14 protein-coding genes are annotated in these 16601 nt (G+C 56.7%); 7 read left to right on the plus strand and 7 right to left on the minus strand.

Annotation, left to right across the window (positions count from 1 at the left end; all coding sequences use genetic code 11):
• The first annotated feature begins 55 nt into the window (after positions 1 to 55).
• Complete coding sequence (locus tag KP708_RS08425) at positions 56 to 2980, plus strand: ATP-dependent DNA helicase (protein WP_215748864.1); 2925 nt, start codon at positions 56 to 58, stop codon at positions 2978 to 2980.
• A 360-nt stretch (positions 2981 to 3340) separates the two neighbouring features.
• Here the strand turns inward: KP708_RS08425 and KP708_RS08430 are convergent, their stop codons facing one another.
• The 4 genes from KP708_RS08430 to KP708_RS08445 all read right to left on the minus strand — a co-directional run bounded on the left by KP708_RS08430 (position 3341) and on the right by KP708_RS08445 (position 8818).
• Positions 3341 to 6262, minus strand: coding sequence for a TonB-dependent receptor domain-containing protein (locus KP708_RS08430; protein ID WP_215748865.1), 2922 nt, complete (start codon positions 6260 to 6262; stop codon positions 3341 to 3343).
• Positions 6263 to 6514: 252 nt separating this feature from the next.
• Complete coding sequence (groL, locus tag KP708_RS08435; RefSeq protein ID WP_064274005.1) at positions 6515 to 8152, minus strand: chaperonin GroEL; 1638 nt, start codon at positions 8150 to 8152, stop codon at positions 6515 to 6517.
• Positions 8153 to 8203: 51 nt separating this feature from the next.
• Positions 8204 to 8494 (minus strand): co-chaperone GroES, encoded by a 291-nt coding sequence (gene groES, locus KP708_RS08440; protein ID WP_046899653.1) that lies wholly within the window; start codon positions 8492 to 8494, stop codon positions 8204 to 8206.
• 129 nt (positions 8495 to 8623) lie between these two features.
• Positions 8624 to 8818: a DUF4169 family protein gene (locus tag KP708_RS08445; protein WP_215748866.1), complete on the minus strand. Its 195-nt coding sequence runs from the start codon at positions 8816 to 8818 to the stop codon at positions 8624 to 8626.
• Between the two features lie 81 nt (positions 8819 to 8899).
• Between KP708_RS08445 and KP708_RS08450 the strand changes: the two genes are divergently transcribed.
• Genes KP708_RS08450 through KP708_RS08460 form a run of 3 tightly spaced genes read left to right on the plus strand, consistent with a single transcriptional unit; the run spans position 8900 to position 10712 of the window.
• Positions 8900 to 9574, plus strand: a complete 675-nt coding sequence (locus KP708_RS08450) for a dienelactone hydrolase family protein (protein WP_252347217.1) — start codon at positions 8900 to 8902, stop codon at positions 9572 to 9574.
• A gap of 8 nt (positions 9575 to 9582) precedes the next feature.
• A complete protein-coding gene (locus tag KP708_RS08455) occupies positions 9583 to 10323 on the plus strand; it encodes an SDR family oxidoreductase (protein ID WP_215748868.1) in 741 nt (246 codons plus the stop codon).
• A 2-nt stretch (positions 10324 to 10325) separates the two neighbouring features.
• On the plus strand, positions 10326 to 10712 hold the full coding sequence (locus KP708_RS08460) for a DUF2934 domain-containing protein (protein ID WP_215748869.1): 387 nt from the start codon (positions 10326 to 10328) through the stop codon (positions 10710 to 10712).
• Positions 10713 to 10759: 47 nt separating this feature from the next.
• On the opposite strand, the gene KP708_RS08465 is transcribed toward KP708_RS08460, so the two are convergent.
• On the minus strand, positions 10760 to 11650 hold the full coding sequence (locus KP708_RS08465) for an S-methyl-5'-thioadenosine phosphorylase (RefSeq protein WP_099210368.1): 891 nt from the start codon (positions 11648 to 11650) through the stop codon (positions 10760 to 10762).
• 257 nt (positions 11651 to 11907) lie between these two features.
• On the opposite strand from KP708_RS08465, the gene hemF reads away from it, so the two are divergent.
• Both hemF and KP708_RS08475 read left to right on the plus strand, forming a co-directional pair.
• Positions 11908 to 12825 (plus strand): oxygen-dependent coproporphyrinogen oxidase, encoded by a 918-nt coding sequence (hemF, locus tag KP708_RS08470; protein ID WP_215748870.1) that lies wholly within the window; start codon positions 11908 to 11910, stop codon positions 12823 to 12825.
• The gene (locus KP708_RS08475) at positions 12825 to 13913 is read left to right on the plus strand and encodes a hypothetical protein (protein ID WP_252347273.1); all 1089 of its coding nucleotides are present in this window, start codon (positions 12825 to 12827) and stop codon (positions 13911 to 13913) included. The genes hemF and KP708_RS08475 overlap by 1 nt, the downstream gene beginning before the upstream one ends.
• 4 nt (positions 13914 to 13917) lie before the next feature.
• Here the strand turns inward: KP708_RS08475 and KP708_RS08480 are convergent, their stop codons facing one another.
• Positions 13918 to 14496, minus strand: coding sequence for a Smr/MutS family protein (locus KP708_RS08480; RefSeq protein WP_215748872.1), 579 nt, complete (start codon positions 14494 to 14496; stop codon positions 13918 to 13920).
• A 311-nt stretch (positions 14497 to 14807) separates the two neighbouring features.
• On the opposite strand from KP708_RS08480, the gene KP708_RS08485 reads away from it, so the two are divergent.
• A complete protein-coding gene (locus KP708_RS08485; protein WP_215748873.1) occupies positions 14808 to 15014 on the plus strand; it encodes a hypothetical protein in 207 nt (68 codons plus the stop codon).
• Between the two features lie 60 nt (positions 15015 to 15074).
• Here KP708_RS08485 and KP708_RS08490 read toward each other — a convergent pair whose 3' ends face one another.
• On the minus strand, positions 15075 to 16535 hold the full coding sequence (locus tag KP708_RS08490; protein WP_064273998.1) for a cytochrome-c peroxidase: 1461 nt from the start codon (positions 16533 to 16535) through the stop codon (positions 15075 to 15077).
• Between the last annotated feature and the right edge of the window lie 66 nt (positions 16536 to 16601).

Genomic DNA, 16601 nt, shown 5'->3' on the forward strand with positions numbered 1-16601 from the left:
GGTCTGTTCTTTAAAGCACTCGCTCGCTTCTGCCCTTCCAGTTAGACTGACCGCAATGCCGCGCTCGCCATCTTTCCCATCTCCGTTTGACGCACCCGCTCTTGTCGCGAGACGAGGCCTGTCCTCTCTCCTGACGCCCGATGGTGAGCTTCTTGACCTCCCGGCCGATGAGGTACGGGAAAGATTGGCGCAGCTTCCACCTCCCCTTCTCGTTCATGGCCCGGCCGCCCTGCGCGCCCTTGATCTCACACCGCTATCCCAGCCTGTCCCCTGGTTTGATCTTCTGGATCTCTTTCTGTTCGTGTGTCCCGCCACAACCGTTGCGCCTACCCCGCGCGGACTGGCGATCGCTCTTGGACTGACACCACCAGAAACCACCACGGCGGACCTCCTGCCGCTGCTCTGCGAGACCCTTCTCGGCAAGTTACGGGAAAAAGCTGATACTCCTGAAGGAAAGCGCTTACGGGCCCTCCTGCTCCCGCTGACGCGGGCCGGCTGGATCTGGAGTGGCGAAGTCGCGGATGCCATCGGCACAGCCTCCGATCCGGGCAGTGCGCATCCTTATGATGCCGTACGCGTCTGGCGCCGCCTGCCACGCTGGGAGGAAACAGCCCCCAGACCAGCTCCCGGCAGCCAGCCCGTGTCACCGCAGGCCGCGCGTGAAAGACTACGCCAGATCCTTGGCAAGAATGCAGAAGCACGCCCCGGACAGGCCGACTTTGCATCTGTGGCCACTGCGGCTTTCGAGCCCCGGGAAACGCTCGGATCGCCCAATGTCGTACTTGCTGAAGCCGGAACAGGCACGGGAAAGACCCTTGGCTATATTGCGCCTGCAAGCCTGTGGGCTGAGCAGAATGATGGAGCCGTCTGGGTCAGCACTTACACGCGACATCTTCAAAGGCAGATTGAGCAGGAACTTCATCGTCTCTATCCCGATGAAGCAACGCTCAGACAAAAGGTCGTCGTCCGCAAAGGACGTGAGAACTACCTGTGCCTCCTGAATATGGAGGATCTGCTCAATGCCGCCACCTCTCGGGGGAATGACGGAGCGGCAGCCCTGCTTCCCCTCAGCCTTCTTGCACGATGGGCTGAAGCAAGCCGCGATGGTGATCTGATGGGCGGCGACCTCCCGGGATGGTTCGGTGATCTCTTTGGCCAGGGTACGTTGCACGGTGTGGCAGACAGGCGTGGCGAATGCATCCATGCTGCGTGCCCGCATTACCAAACCTGCTTCGTAGAACATGGTATTCGTCGTGCCAGACAGGCAGATCTTGTTGTGGCCAACCATGCGCTTGTCATGTCGCAGGCGGCCTGGACTGCTCTCGCACCTCCTGGCCTCCCCGATGAAGATGCGACGCCAACGCGATATGTTTTCGATGAAGGGCATCACGTCCCTGAAGCAGCAGACAGCGCGTTTGCCATGGTTCTGTCAGGGCTTGAAACAGCCGAACTCAGGCGCTGGCTCCTCGGTGCAGAAGGAAGCCGATCCAGAGCACGCGGTCTCCTCCGGCGCCTCGATGATCTGGTTGAACGTATTCCGACAATAGACGCTCCACTACATGCCGTGCTGCAAGCTGCCCGAGCGCTGCCAGCTCCGGGCTGGAGCGTAAGACTGAAAAACGGAATGGACGCGCCGGTTCCTCAGGAAGACGAAGCACCCGCGTTTCTTCCGCTCATGGCACCCGAGCCGGAACTGGATAACCCTGCCGAGCTGTTTCTTCAGGCCCTCGATCATCAACTTAAAGCCCGACGCACCCAAGGCCCACAACAGGACACCACATACATCTCCACCGAGTGCGATCTGCACCCCACGAATGATACAGTGCGGACGAGCGCAGAGGACTTGGCCAGAGCGTTGCGGCGCCTTCAAACCCCACTAATCCAGCTGACAAAACGGCTTGAAGCAACAGTAGAAGACGATCCGGAAATGGAAGCCCCCACCCGCCAGCGGATCGAGGCTTTCATCCGGACTTTGCATCGCCGCGCTATCAGCCGCGTTACAGGCTGGGTCGGAATGCTGGATGCCCTTCAGACGCCCCCCGAACCTGACCTGACACCCGTCCATATTGATTTCATCCGGACTGAACGTCTCCCCAGAACACGTGGGACGCAGGGGGACCATGACGTGGGCCTCTATCGTCACTGGCTGGACCCGACAATTCCATTTGCATCGACTATTCAGACCCCAGCTCACGGTCTGCTTTTGACATCTGCCACTTTACGCGATCAGACCGGTTCGGAGGATGGAGAAGAAAGCTGGCATGCGGCCGAGTTGCGGCTTGGGGCCACGCATTTCATGAAGCCACCAATCCGCGCGTCGCTCATGAGCCCGTTCGATTACGCCAAGCAGACACGCGCTTATGTTGTGACCGACGTTTCCGTCGAAATTGCGTCTCTTGCCCATGCATTTCGAGCATTATTCGAAGCAGCGGGTGGGGGAGCTCTTGGGCTTTTCACGGCAATCCGTCGGCTTCGCGAGGTCTATCGTCGCATTAACGAGCCGCTGGAGGCTCAGGGCTTCCCCGTATATGCCCAGCATGTTGATGCGATGGACAACGCGACCCTCGTCGATGTCTTCCGCACGGAAACCCACAGCTGCTTATTGGGCACCGATGCTATGCGGGATGGTGTGGACGTTCCGGGAGAAGCATTACGCATGGTGGTGTTTGAAAAGACACCATGGCCGCGCCCGGATATCCTGCATCGCGAGAGACGCCGCCTTCTTTCAGAAGGCCGACCTGGTGATTATGATGATCGCATCACCAGAATGCGCTTAAGACAGGCTTTCGGCCGCCTGATCCGGAAGGGCGACGACAGGGGTGTTTTCGTGATGCTTGATCGCCGAATGCCGTCTCGCCTGCTCTCAGCTTTCCCGAATGGTGTTGAGGTCCGCCGGCTAAGTCTAGCAGAGACCATCAGTGATATTGCGGAGTTTCTGCCCCCTCCGTTACCAACTTCTTCGAACGACAGTGTGACATAGAGAACGGCGATGTAAACTTCACCGCTTTGCTAGTGTGACCGGATAGTCAGAAGACCAGCGGTTCATGCCGCACAGGAAGTTCCAGCTCTTCTAACCAGCTGTTTCAGTGCCCGTCCTCCGAGAAGACGACGCCGTAGCCACAGCAGCTGGCACACTTCAAATTCTTCCCCCATTTTGGCCAGACAGAGCCGCCTTTTGCTGGAAGAGCAGAAGGTTGGATGCGCCCTAAACGATTTTTTCTACCACGCATTTTTGAACAAAGTACAAGCAGAAGATTCAAAGACCGCTAAAAGAAAAAACCCGCAGTCTCATAAGAAGCTGCGGGTTTTTCTTTGTCATTTGGTCAAATGACAGTCGAACTTAGAAGTCTTTGCTGATCTGCAACCAGAAATTACGTCCGATAACGAACGACGAATAGGTCGAAGCGTCGGTATTCGTTGCGCCATCAGGGAAGAATGGCGGAGCCTTGTCCGTGATATTGTTGATACCCCCCGTGAAGTTCCACGAGTTGTAGCGGTAGCCAAGGGCAATGTCCTGCTGCACCATTGCGGGCGCCTTTACACGACCATACCCATCAGACATCTGCATGAACGACGAGGTGTCGTTGTAATGCAGGCCACCGGTGTAGTTTGCCATATAGGTGAACGAGAACCGGCCATGCTGCCATGTCGCGGTGGCATAATCACGCCAGCGCGGGTTGGATGTGCCGTTCGGGTAATAGATCGCGTTGGTGTAGTGATAATACGGGCCGCCCGGCGTCTGCTGCTGGGAGAAATTGACCAGATTCTGCAAGTTATTGCTAATCGTAATGGAATCCATGCTTGTCAGACGGATCCGATAGTCAAAATCCCAGTCAATACCACTCGTATTCATGGTACCAAGGTTTTGGTTTACAGCCATGACCTGAGAAATCTGCCCGTTAGCTGAGCGACTTACCAAGTTGCAAAGCGCAGTATTGGAGCCGTCGTAACAGTTATTTAGAATATAGTTCGTTGAAAGTGAGCCAACCGTAGAACTGACATTGTAATGCCAGAACGTCACCGAGGTAGACAGGTTCGGGATCCAGCGCGGCGTCAGAACTGCACCAAATGTGTAAGTCCTGCCCGCTTCAGGGCGTAGCTTTGTATTACCACCCTGAATAGTCGCCACCTGCCCTGCACCTTGCTGTGTAAACGTGGCAGGATTCGCCACGCCTGCCCTCATGCAGCTGGCAACGACAACCGGATTAGAGGCTCCAGCGCATGGATCAAGCGATGTCTCGTAGCTCAAGGCCTGCGCACCGTAAAGCTCATTAACATTAGGCTGGCGGAACGAGGTTCCGATCGTACCGCGGAAACGGATATCACGCGTCGGAGCCCAGTCGATGGAAGCCTTCCAGTTCTTGACGCCTCCAAACGTGTTGTAGGACGAATAGCGACCCTGAGCGTCAACGGTCAGATCTTTAGCGAGGAAAGCGTTCTTGAGAAGCTGCGCCTTTCCTTCGAGGTAACCTTCCGTCACGTTGAAACCGCCTGACGTCACGCCCTGCGGGTTCGTCAGCGCCGTCCCTGCCTGGATAGCCGGGTCCGGTGTATAGGTCAGCTGTTCGCCGCGATGCTCCATACCCATCGCGATACCGACATCGCCACCATTAGCCCACGGCATCTTCACGACATGATCGTTATGGATACGCAGGTTAAGATCACGAAGCTGATAATGGCCATGCGTCGTGGTATTAAGGTTGGAGTACTGTGCAGCAGCGGGGGAAAGCGAGGAGAACGGGCTTCCCGCCACACAATTCGGCGTCGATGCACACAGATTGGAATTATACGTCATGCCAGAATCCGGATCGCCGAAGTTCGTTGGCTCCAGACCATAGCTGTTCAGCAGGGCCGGATAGCTGCCCATGTTGCTCTGCTGGTAGGTATACATATTTGAGCCGTACGTATACGAGATGTCGTATTTCCAGCCTTTGTAGATCACGCCCTGTGCGCCAACCTTGGCCGTTAGCGTGTCGCTGGCTGTCTGCGTCTCACGAGGGCCCCACTCATTATAGCGGCGAAGCATCTGGAGATCCTCACCCGTTGTGTTGCCTGGGTAGTTCGACGGGATGGTGAAGGACGTCGGGTAAGGCCCGGTTGCAGACAGTCCACCCTGCACAGGCTCAGCTGCCATGTTGGTCATGGAGTTCGAATGTGAGTACATCACATTCGAATAGAGCGAGAAATGTTCGTTAACGTCGTAATGCGCGTCACCATTCAGGGTCGCATCCTGAAGGTTGTTTGTCAGGGACGTGTCGCGCGCAAAGTTGTAGCGTTTTGTTCCCGGAACCAGATTGCCGTTCAGATCACTCCGGTAGGCATTTTCGGCACCAAAGAACGAGCCATATGGCGAGTAGCTCGATCCAAACCGGTTCTGGGAAGGATCAGCATCATTTCCGATCTGGATGTTATTTCGTGACCAGGAACGGTTGCGCTGACGCACCCCACCTTGCGTCATGTATTGACCGAACACGGTGACGTTACCCTTGCCGTGGTCGAAGTTGAACCCCTTAAAGCCGGAAATTACGCCCTGCGGCGCATCACCATGCCCCGTGATTCCACCGCGTATCGTGATGTTGCCGGTATCCAGATCGTGACGCAGCTTAATGTTGATGACGCCTGACACCGCGTCCGCACCATAAAGCTCTGAACCACCATCCTTCAGAATTTCGACACTCGCCACCTGCTGGATGGGAACAGCATTCATATCAAAACATGACGTCTGACTGTTCAGCGTGGCGCGCTTTCCGTCGATCAGAACGAGAACGCGATTCGTACCAAGGTTACGAATATCAGTGCAGCTGACACCACCACCACCGTTGGTGTCAGTGTTCTGCTGGCTGCTGGACCCTACCGACGGCAGACGCTGAAAAAAATCGGAAAGTGTTGTCGCACCCGTCTGCTGGATTTGCTTAGAAGTAACGATCTGCACCGGGTTGGCGTTGGTGTTGTTTGAGGTTCCCAAAGCCGAACCCGTAACAACCACGCTCTCCTGCGTTCCAGAATCAATGGAACGAACAGCATGAGATCGGTTGACCGCTACAGGCGCAGCAAACTGCGGAGTTGCGACTGGACGAGCCAGCGATGCCGGAGCGGTTGTTGCAGGCGTCGCAGCAGAACGCACCGGACCATGAGTCACAGTCTTATGGCGCACATGTGAGGACGCGTGAGTGCTTTCGGTTGCAGCATGAGCAACGCTTGAAAGCGCGCCCATACCCAGGACCGATGCGCAAAGTAACGTATTGCGACGCGATACGATCATAATGAAACGAAATCCTTCTAAAGGCAGTAACGCCGTTTAGACATTTCATTGCGAAAGTGTCACCCCAACTTCCACCGCATTAGATTGTTACGTGATGGTTTTGTAACAAGCGTTGCATAAGGGTCACATATGCGTCGGGCACATATCAAAGCAATCAAAAAAAGCCGCCCCACCCTGAGGTGAGACGGCTTTTTTCGTAATTATTCGACATATTCCCCAGCTTTTTAAACCCGGGGAATCTGAGGCGTTGGATCAGAAATCCATGTCGCCCATGCCGCCCATGCCACCTGGAGCAGCCGGAGCCTTCTTCTCAGGGCGCTCGGCAACCATGGCTTCCGTCGTGATCAGCAGACCACCAACCGAAGCGGCATCCTGCAGAGCCGTACGGACAACCTTCGTCGGGTCGATGATGCCTGCGCCAACTAGGTCCTTGTACTCAGCGTTCTGAGCATCGAAGCCGAAGTTGTAGGTGTCGTTCTCGAGCACCTTGCCAGCGATCACGGCGCCGTCTTCACCAGCGTTCTCAGCGATCTGACGCAGCGGCGTCTGAAGCGCCTTGCGAACGATCTCGCCACCGATCCGCTGATCGTCGTTATCGAAGGTCAGACCCTTCAGAGCAACAGAAGCACGGGCAAGAGCCGTACCACCACCCGGGACAATGCCTTCTTCAACAGCTGCGCGGGTTGCGTGCAGAGCGTCGTCAACGCGATCCTTGCGCTCTTTCACCTCAACTTCACTGCTACCACCGACGCGGATGACGGCAACGCCACCAGCCAGCTTTGCAAGACGCTCCTGGAGCTTCTCACGATCGTAGTCAGAGGTTGTTTCTTCAACCTGAGCGCGGATCTGGTTGCAACGACCCTTGATGTCGTCGCTGTTGCCAGCGCCTTCAACGATCGTGGTGTTTTCCTTCTCGATGTGAACCTTCTTCGCACGGCCCAGCATATCGAGGGTAACGGATTCCAGCTTGATCCCGATGTCTTCGGAAATAACCTGGCCACCCGTCAGGATCGCGATGTCTTCCAGCATGGCCTTGCGACGGTCACCGAAGCCCGGAGCCTTGACGGCAGCGATCTTCAGGCCACCACGCAGCTTGTTCACGACCAGCGTAGCAAGTGCTTCGCCATCGACGTCTTCAGCGATGATCATCAGCGGACGGCCGGACTGCACAACGCTCTCGAGCAGCGGCAGCATTGGCTGAAGCGAAGACAGCTTCTTTTCATGGATCAGGATGTACGGCGCATCGAGATCAGCCGTCATCTTCTCCGGGTTCGTCACGAAGTACGGGGAGATGTAGCCGCGGTCGAACTGCATGCCCTCGACAACGTCGAGTTCCGTGTGCAGGCCCTTGGCTTCTTCAACCGTGATGACGCCCTCGGAGCCGACCTTCTGCATGGCAGAAGAGATCATCTCACCGATTTCACGCTCACCGTTGGAAGAGATCGTACCGACCTGAGCGATTTCCTCCGGGGAGGTCATCTTCTTGCTGTTCTTCTTCAGCTCTTCAACAACGACGAGGACAGCCTTGTCGATGCCGCGCTTCAGGTCCATCGGGTTCATGCCAGCGGCAACAGCCTTGGCACCCTCGCGAATGATTGCCTGAGCAAGAACCGTGGACGTCGTCGTGCCGTCACCAGCCAGATCGTTCGTACGGGACGCAACTTCGCGTACCATCTGAGCGCCCATGTTCTCGAACTTGTCAGCCAGTTCGATTTCCTTGGCGACAGACACGCCGTCCTTGGTGATGCGCGGTGCGCCGAAGCTCTTGTCGAGAACAACGTTACGACCCTTCGGGCCTAGCGTTACCTTGACGGCATTTGCAAGAATATCAACGCCACGCAGCATACGGTCACGGGCGTCGGCACCAAACTTAACTTCCTTGGCAGCCATGTTCTTAATCTCCTGTTGAGGTTTTTAACGAGAGGAAACGGGGATGGCTTTTCAGCCGATCACACCCATGATGTCGCTCTCTTTCATGATCAGCAGTTCTTCACCGTTGATCTTCACCTCGGTGCCGGACCACTTGCCGAACAGCACCTTGTCGCCTGCCTTGACGTCGAGAGCCACAATCTGGCCCTGCTCGTTCCGGGCGCCCGGGCCTACGGAAACGATCTCGCCTTCGGTCGGCTTGTCCTTGGCGGTGTCAGGGATGATGATGCCGCCAGCGGTCTTTTCTTCACCGGTCAGGCGGCGGACTACAACGCGGTCATGCAGGGGACGAAATGTCGTCATGGATCGCTCCATTTTAGGCCGTGCCCTTCTACAAAGCGACGCGGCCGGGTTACGCGCTCAATTACTGCAGCGCAGTTGGCACTCCCATATCGAGAGTGCCAAAAGACGTAGTGCCGTCACCCGTTTTCGTCAAGAACCATCACTCTCAACAGAAAAAATTTTCTTTCCGTCCAGCAGGGCTTCAGAGCGCCTTTTCTCCAGCATATCCGCCATTTTCTGACCTTTCGTCCTACCATAAAGACGGCGATTGGTCTCAGCCTCCTTCGCATCCTCTGCGGACTTGCGGCGTTTGCGTTCCCGACGAAGATTGATGACGTCGCTCATGGCATCTGCCTTTCCGGCGTTACAGAGACTGGACAGAAATCAATGGACCACAAGCATTCCCAAGAAAAGACCGAGGGCCGCATGATTCGCCTCAAGGCGGCAGACGGCCACGAATTCGAGGCATGGGAGACGGGCTCCCCCGAGTCCACACGCTCCATTGTCGTCGTGCAGGAAATTTTTGGCCTGACCGGACACATCAGGGACGTCTGCTCTGATCTGGCTCAGCAGGGCTTCCATGTTCTGGCCCCTGCCCTCTTTGACCGCGTCAAACCCCATACGGTTCTGGCGTACAACGAGGCAGGCCTGAAGGAAGGGCTGGAATTTCGAAGCGGCATTTCTCCAGATCTGATCCAGCAGGATCTGGAAGCCTGCGCTCAAAAACTGAGACAGGATGATGGTCACCGCCCAGTCGGGATTATCGGCTTCTGCTGGGGCGGCCTCATCGCCTGGCTTGCTGCGACACGGACGCACCACTTTAATGCCGCGGTGGGATGGTATGGTGGGGGTATTGCCAACCATTGTGACACAGCCCCGCACTGCCCGACGCAGCTCCATTTCGGTGGAGAAGACGCGTCTATTCCGCCAGGTGACGTTCAGAAAATTCGCGCAAGCCGGCCGGAAGTCGAGGTCTTCCTCTATGATCAGGCCGGACATGGCTTTGGATGCCCAGAACGTTCCAGCTTCAATCAGGACGCCCGTGATCTGGCCTGGAGCCGGAGCGTCGCGTTTCTGAAGCATCACATCAAGCGTGCGTGAGGCCTGACATGGAAGGCATTGCAGGAAAAATTGTCCTCATCACAGGCGGTAGCAGCGGCCTTGGTGAGGCCACCGCGCGTTATCTCGCAGCACGAGGGGCTTACGTTGCTATCGCTGCCCGGCGCCGGGACCGGCTGGACAAAATTGTCTCCGAACTCGAAGTACTTGGCCAGACTGCACGGGCCTACACACTGGATGTTACGAACCGCCAGAACGTTGCGGACGTTGTAAAAGCCGTTGAGCAGGACTTCGGACGGCTTGATGTCCTTGTGAACAATGCCGGGCTGATGGCGATTGCCCCCATGAAACGACTGATGGTCGACGAGTGGGACCGGATGATCGACATCAACATCAAAGGTGTTCTCTACGGCATCGCCGCAGCACTGCCGATCTTTGAACGTCAAAAATCGGGGCATGTCATCAACCTGTCCTCGGTTGCCGGGATCAAGGTCTTCGCCCCTGGAGGCAGCGTCTATTCAGGAACGAAGTTTGCCGTGCGGGCCATCAGCGATGGCCTTCGTCAGGAGGCTGGCAACGCGTTTCGCGTTACGTCTATCGAACCGGGCGCAGTGGAAAGCGAACTCAAAACGGGCAGTGGCGACAGTGAAAGTCGTCAGCATGTTGAAGCGTTCTACAAGATTGCAATTCCGGCGGAATCCGTGGCGAGGGCCATCGCTTTCGCCATCTCACAACCTGACGACGTGGACATCAACGAGATTGTCCTGCGCCCAACCCTTCAGGAGTTCTGATCATGAGCAACAACCCACTCGAAGCAGATCCAAAGCGTGACGCAGCAATCCGCCGCGAGGCCAAGTTACTTTGGGAAGCTGACGGCAAACCGGACGGCGGCCCTGAAGCCTATCTGGACAAAGCGACGGACCTGATTTCCATCAAGGGCGTTCCCGAGGGCACGCCTGTTGAGGATCTCCCGCCCCCAGAGTTGGCAGATGTTCAGATCGAAGATCCCCGCTTACAGGAAAATCTTGGGGAATTCCCAGAGCGCAGCACGGATCAGGGCGATCACCGCCATTTTCCCGTCGCAGATCGAAAAGAAGAACGCGAACTGTTGGATGATCCCAGCACGGACGCCGGTCAGCCGGGGTACGCTCAAATCGACGAAAAGCAGGAAGGGCGCTGATTGCCCTTCCCTTCTGCCGCCCGTTTTTACACGGGCGGCAAGCCATTTCAGGCTTTGTTCAGAACGCGACCTGCAACGGCATCTAGCTTGGCAACAAGAGCCGGATCGCGTTTCTCAGGTGCGGTGATAATCGCAAAGTCGAGGGCACGCTCGGCGGAAAGGTCTAGCGGGCGCTTCTGACCCAGAACCGGGATCACAGCCTTCACGAGACGGCGGGCATTATCCGCATTCCCCTTCATGACCTTCACCACACCTTCAACCGTCACGCTGTCATGCTCGGTGTGCCAGCAGTCATAATCCGTGACCATGGCCACCGTGGCGTAGGTCATCTCGGCTTCACGGGCGAGCTTGGCTTCCGGCATGTTGGTCATGCCAACAACCGAACAACCCCATGACCGATAGAGCTCGCTCTCGGCACGCGTCGAGAACTGCGGCCCTTCCATGACGATATAGGTTCCACCACGCGTCACCGGAATATCAAGCTTGCGGGACTCCGCTTCCAGCACATCCAGCAGACGAGCGGACACCGGGTCCGCCATGCCGACATGCGCCACACATCCCGTCTCAAAGAAGCTTTTCTCGCGTGCGAAGCTGCGATCAATGAACTGATCGACAAGCACGAAACGGCCCGGCGGCAGTTCTTCCTTTAAAGAGCCCACAGCTGAAAGAGACAGAATATCCGTCACGCCTGAGCGCTTGAGAGCATCAATATTTGCGCGGAAATTCAGACGTGAGGGCGGGATCGGATGACCACGACCATGACGGGGCAGGAAGACGCACTTGATGCCTTCAAACGTTCCGAAAAGGAGCTCGTCAGAAGTTTCGCCCCAAGGTGTTTCGACCCGACGCCATTCTTTGTTTTCCAGACCGTCAATATCATAGAGGCCGGAGCCACCAATAACGCCGATAACCGGCTGGATTTCTGTTTCCGAAGACATGATTGTTCAGTCCGCCCCTGATGAACATGTTTGAGGACCGTTCAGGAACACGAGACGGAAGATTGGCGCAAGTCTCCGCTGATCCGTGTCGAAAAAAAATCACGCAGGCATTTACGAAGCGGCAAGATGCTCTCTGCCATCATCGCGCCACAGAGCGACAGCAGACATGCAGCCAGCCAACTGTTCGTCTTGAGCGCAATTTGCTAGGACACTCCGCGTAACAAGAATTCGTCCTTAGGATGGTAGGGGAGAGAAAAATGGACCAGATCAGCCCCGTTTTTGCTGAACTCGTTCGCCCGGATGTGCCTCATGACACGCTGAAGCGTGAGGCGAAGGCCTGGTTTGAATCTCTCCGGGACCGGATTTGCGCGTCTTACGAGAAACTTGAAGACGAAGCCGCCGAAGGCAATTCCCAGGTCCTGCGAGATCGCACACAACCGGGACGCTTCGTTCGCACGGCGTGGGATCGCCCAGATGGCGGCGGCGGCGTGATGTCCGTGATGCGCGGTCGCGTCTTTGAGAAGGTTGGCGTGAACGTCTCTACGGTCTGGGGCGAATTCTCTCCCGAATTTCGCAAAAATATTCCCGGCGCATCCGAAGATCCACGCTTCTTTGCAACAGGCGTGTCCCTTGTCGCTCATCCCTGCAATCCGCATGTCAGCGCCGCGCATTTCAATACGCGCATGATTATCACGACCAAGGGCTGGTTCGGCGGCGGTGGCGACATTACGCCGATGTTTCCCGACAGCGCCGAAGCCCACAGTGACGCCGACTACTTTCACAAGATGTTCGAAGCGGCCTGCAACAAGCATGATCCGGAACACTATCCGCGTTTCAAGGAATGGTGTGACCGTTACTTCCATTTGCATCACCGTGACGAACCCCGCGGTCTGGGCGGCATCTTCTACGATCAGTTCTCGACCGGCAGCCTTGAGGGTGACTTCGCCTTTACGAAAGACATCGGCATGGCTTTCCACGACGCCTACCCTGCTGTTGTTCGTCGCCGCATGTTCAGTCCCTGGACGGATGCAGACCGAGACGCACAGTTGATCCGCCGCGGCCGCTATGTGGAATTCAACCTGCTGCATGACCGCGGAACCCTGTTTGGCCTGAAAACCGGCGGGAACACGGAAGCAATCCTGATGAGCATGCCTCCAGAAGTCCGCTGGCCGTGATGTTCCGCTCCCCGACCCGCCGTGACTGCCTGAAAGGGCTGGCCCTGCTCGGTGCCGGAAGCGCCATGCCTTCTCTGGTGGCCCGTGCCGCCGATCTGCCTGACGCACATCTCCTTCTTGGCGGAACATTAGCGTCGATCCAGGGGCAGTTCGGGGAACTCGCTGCGGGAGTCATTTCCCGCACGTTGGGGCTCGACGCCCCACTCGAAATCACTCCTGACATTGGTCAGGATGGGGTGCGCGCTGCCAATCTTTTCGATGCCAACAGCGCCCCGGATGGAAGCACGGCCCTGATTGCACCGGGAAGCGTCCTGCTGGCCTCGCTAACCGGTGACTCTCGCGTCCACTATGATTTCGCACGATGGATTCCCCTTCTGACGGCTCACACGACAACTGTCGTGATTGCGCGTGCAGAACTGCACAAAACGCTCCGCAGTCGCCTGAAGGGGTTTTTCCACGATCATCCGGTCCGCTTGGCTGTCTCTCGCCCAACAGGGACCGAACTCGACGCGCTGCTAGGGCTGACGTTACTGGGTCTGCGCCCTATTCCAGTGTCCGGCTTCAGCCGGACGGAAGATGCACTGGAAGCGCTCGCGAACAATCAGGTCGATGCCGTTCAGGTGCTTCCCTATACACTTGATGTCCCGGTAGAGGCCATTCTAGCCAAACTACCGCCAGGCACAGCACCGCTCTATCATACGGGCGACCTGTCAGACACCGGGTCAGACACGATCCCCAATTTTCTGGAAGCCTATCAGGAGGCCCGGCGGCGGCCACCGGAAGGAGCGCTATACCGTGCATGGCAGGCGGTCTCCGCAAGCACCTACACAGCCCTGACCGTTGCCCTTCCCATGCTCACCCCACCAGACATGGTAAAAAGCTGGAAAAAGGCCTGCTGGGACGCGGCTGTAGATCCTACCGTGCGCCACTGGGCGGAAAAACACCATTTCATGCTGGCTGCAGGCGACAACGCTGCGCCCTTCCTCTCTAGGGCAACGCCTGATATTGGCGCGATCCTTGCTCTAAGACGCTGGATTGCCATGAATACGCCCCGCTGGCGCATCGGCCAGGAAACGCGACCGCTCTGACTTTTTACCGACGCTTTGTCCGCAGCAAAATTCGGACCGAGCCATGGTTGGCAGCATGAGGGTGGACAACGGCCAGCACCATGGGCCGGATGTCCGCTCTCTGGAGCCAGAGCGGCAGCTCCCGACGGATCAGTCCGCTCGTGGCGCCACTCCCCAGCCCTGTCACGACTTCAACGCACCGCCAGTTTCGTGCTTTGGCGCGATGCATAAAGTCCAGCAGGCGCTCGAATGCTTCCTGCACAATATACCCATGCAGATCCAGCTTCGCATCGACCTTCAGCTCTCCGCGAGACAGGCGCTTCCAGCTCGTATCATCCAGACCAGGTGATCGAACACCGACCCTGAGGTCCTGTGGTCTGTGTCGACGAAGAACGGGACGTGCCAGCAAGGCACGGAACGACAGATCCTGTTCAGCAGGGGGAGGCGCAACAAGCGGAACCCGAACAGGCTTTACAGCTTCAACTTTCGGTACCGGCGGAGGAACGGGTTTGGGCTTGGGTCTGGAAGGATGCAGCGGCACGATGTCGCGCACGACCATGCGCCACAGGCTTTCCTCCTCCTCTTTCAGAACCCGTTTTGCCACCAAAGACCCCACCTGACCTGATTCAGTCCTGCATCCCGCAAATAACCTGCACTGCGTGTAACTGTTTCCATGCCGATCGAACAATGGAAAAGACGTAATTTCAGGCCTCTCGCAATTTTGGCATCAGGCTCTTCTTCAGAATGTTCGGTCCTACAACTCTATGACTAGCTAAGGTGGCACTGCCCGCTCACGAGAGATCCGAACATTTCAGGCGCAGTATCAATTCAGAAAGAGACCATTATTTTTGTCCGAGCTGCGCCTTGTAGAACCGTCATCAGCGTTCCCAAGTCTTCTCGTAGAGGAGACAGACCGTGAGCAAACTGACCAAAGAAGAACGAGACAGCCTACCTGACGATGAATTTGGTCTTCCTAAAAAAAGGGCCTACCCCATCGACACAAAGGCCCGGGCCCGAAATGCGAAAGCGCGTGCAACGCAGGAGCTTGAACGCGGTCTTCTGACGCAGGAAGAGAGAAATGAAATTGATCAGGCGGCAGATCGTAAATTACAGGAAGAATAATCTAGAATCAGAAACGGCCCCGAATTTCTTCGGAGCCGCTCGCTGACGTCATTGGAACATTCAGTTGGCTTGCGCGCCCCGAAGCGGCGCATCTGCCGGAACATCCTTGAGCGGAATACCCTGATACTTTCCTGTCAGAGTTTTCAGGAAGGCCACAATGTCCGTAACATCCTGCTCTGTGATGTCATGATCCGGTGTCTCATAACGGGCCATGGCACGAACCGCAGCGTCCAGCGTCTTTGCTGATCCGTCATGGAACCACGGGCCTGTCAGTTCCACGTTCCGCAGGTTGGGGACCTTGAAGCGCTCACGATCAGACGGATTGTTCGTGAAAGCAAAGCGACCATCATCCACAGCCGTCAGCTTGGTGTGACGGTCCTCGAAATACGGCCCTTCCAGGCCCAGAATTTCGTAAGCGTCTCCACCGACCGCAACACCGCTATGGCAGCCCGAGCAGCCAATTGCCTTGAAGCGTTCATAGCCACGCTTTTCCTGAGCCGTAATCGCGTCTGCTTTGCCCTTCAGGTACAGGTCAAAGCGGCTGTCTGGCGTGATCAGTGTTTTTTCATATTCGGCGATCGCGTCCGTCACCGTGTTCTTGGTGATATCGTCCGAACCATAGATGGCCGTGAACTGATCAGCATATCCAGGCTCAGCACGCACACGATCGGCAACGGATGCCCAGTCATGAGATCCCATTTCCAGCGGGTTCATCACCGGGCCTGCAGCCTGCTCAGCCAGATCCTTGGCACGGCCGTTCCAGAACTGACCGATATTGAAGACGGAGTTGTAAACCGTCGGTACGTTAATCGGGCCGGTCTGACCATTAATGCCGGTCGCCGTGGTCTGATTATCCACACCGCCCTTGTTCAGGCCATGGCAGCTGGCACAGTTAAGCTGGCCATTGCCTGAAAGCTGCTTGTCGAAGAACAGGGTCCGGCCCAGCTCAGCCTTTTTCCAGTCTACAGCAATTGTTTCCGGGATCGGCTGAAGGACTTCGCCACGGAATTCTGGCGCCACGTCAGAGCTGGCGTAATAGCGCTCACGCTGATCACGTACCCACTTCAGAATGTCCGCACGCTGTTTCTCGTCCAGATGAGCATGGGGATGCATCGTCAGGTAAGCCGCAGGCGGCATACGGTTCTGAACAATCACTTCCTCAATACGGGAAAGCTGTTCAACCGATGGCGGCTTGCCCTGCTGGAATGCTTCAATGATCGGCGCAAACTCAAAATGACGCTGCCCCTGCTCCAGATCACGGCTCATAATCTGATTGGCGAGCGGCAGTTTGAAGTAGAATGGCAGATCGGCGTTGCGCGTGTGGCAGTAGTCACAACGGACTTCTTGAAACGCTGCAAACGCTGTCATGGCGATAGGGTCATGCCGTGTGGGGCTGCTCGCGGGAAGCTGCGGCGCACCAGCATGATCGAAATGCTCAAGATAGGTGACTGTTCCGCCCCAGGCGACAACGCCCAGTGCCACCAGACCGGCAATTCCTTTGGTAATTGTGCTGCGACGCACCGCAAATCTCCTCACTGTCACGAGAATGTGAGGTTTGGAGATTGTAACACAAGAAGTCAAAACGAT

This window comes from Gluconobacter sp. P5H9_a (assembly GCF_018812085.1).
In the GTDB taxonomy this organism is placed as follows: Bacteria; Pseudomonadota; Alphaproteobacteria; order Acetobacterales; family Acetobacteraceae; genus Gluconobacter.